We start from the raw sequence: 1213 nt of genomic DNA, 5'->3' as shown, positions 1-1213 counted from the left end.
CCGGCAACGTGCTGGCGTTGATCGAAGCACAGGCAAAGGCACACCCCGAGCGGCCCGCCTTGCGGGTACCGCATACCGGGCAGGTACTCGATTACGGCCAGCTCAACGCCCGCGCCAATGCCCTGGCGCAGTGGCTGATGGCACAGGGCCTCACGCGTGATCAACGGGTGGGCGTGTGCATGGAACGCTCACAAGAGATGGTGCTGGCCTTGCTGGCGATCATGAAGGCGGGCGCGGCCTATGTGCCCATGGACCCCGACCATCCGCCGCAGCGGCTGCGCTATTTCATCGAAGACAGCCGCACCAGCCTGCTGCTGACCCACGCCGCTGTACTGGGCCAGTTAGCCGAAGTGTCAGGGTGCCGTATCGTCGATGTGGCAACACTGTCCGATATTGCCTCTGCCGACAATCCTGGTCTGGAAATCCATCCAGAACAGCTGGCCTACGTCATCTACACCTCCGGTTCCACCGGCCAGCCCAAGGGGGCCGCGAACCGTCACGGCAGCCTGTACAACCGGCTGGCCTGGATGCAGGCGGCCTGTCAGCTGGGTCCCGATGACCGGGTACTGCAGAAGACGCCCTTCGGTTTCGATGTCTCGGTGTGGGAATTCTTCTGGCCCTTGATGACCGGTGCCGAACTGGTCATGGCCGCGCCCGGCGAGCATCGCGACCCGGCAAGGCTGGCAGCGCTGATCGATCAGGCCGGCATCACCACCTTGCACTTCGTGCCGTCGATGCTGCAGGCTTTCGTCAACGACGGCCACGGTGCGGATTGCCACGGCCTGCGCCGCGTGATCTGCAGTGGCGAGGCGCTGCCGATGGAATTGCAGCAGCAGACCCAGCGCCAGTTGCCGCAGGCTGCCTTGATCAACCTGTATGGGCCGACCGAAGCGGCCATCGACGTCACCCACTGGACCTGCCAGCCGGATGACCAAGGCAATAGCGTACCCATCGGCCGCCCCATCAGTGCCACCCGGACCTATGTGCTGGACGCGGCATTGCAGCTGGTGCCGCCGGGCGTGGCCGGGGAGTTGTACCTGGGCGGCGTGAATCTGGCACGCGGTTATCTGAACAAGCCGGGACTGACGGCCGAGCGTTTCGTCGCCGATCCGTTCTCCGACAACGGGCAGCGTCTGTATCGCACCGGGGACCTGGTGCGCTGGCGCGAGGATGGGCAATTGATGTATCTGGGTCGGCTGGATCATCAGGTCAA

Annotated in this window: 1 protein-coding gene; it reads left to right on the top strand. The window is 64.6% G+C overall.

What is annotated here, in order from left to right; all coding sequences use genetic code 11:
- On the top strand, positions 1–1213 hold a 1213-nt coding region (locus tag HWE01_RS22550; protein WP_241822948.1), incomplete at both ends, for a non-ribosomal peptide synthetase.

This window comes from Herbaspirillum sp. C7C8 (genome assembly GCF_022627875.1).
Taxonomy (GTDB): domain Bacteria; phylum Pseudomonadota; class Gammaproteobacteria; order Burkholderiales; family Burkholderiaceae_D; genus Herbaspirillum.
This window is presented reverse-complemented; position numbering and strand designations above follow the sequence as displayed.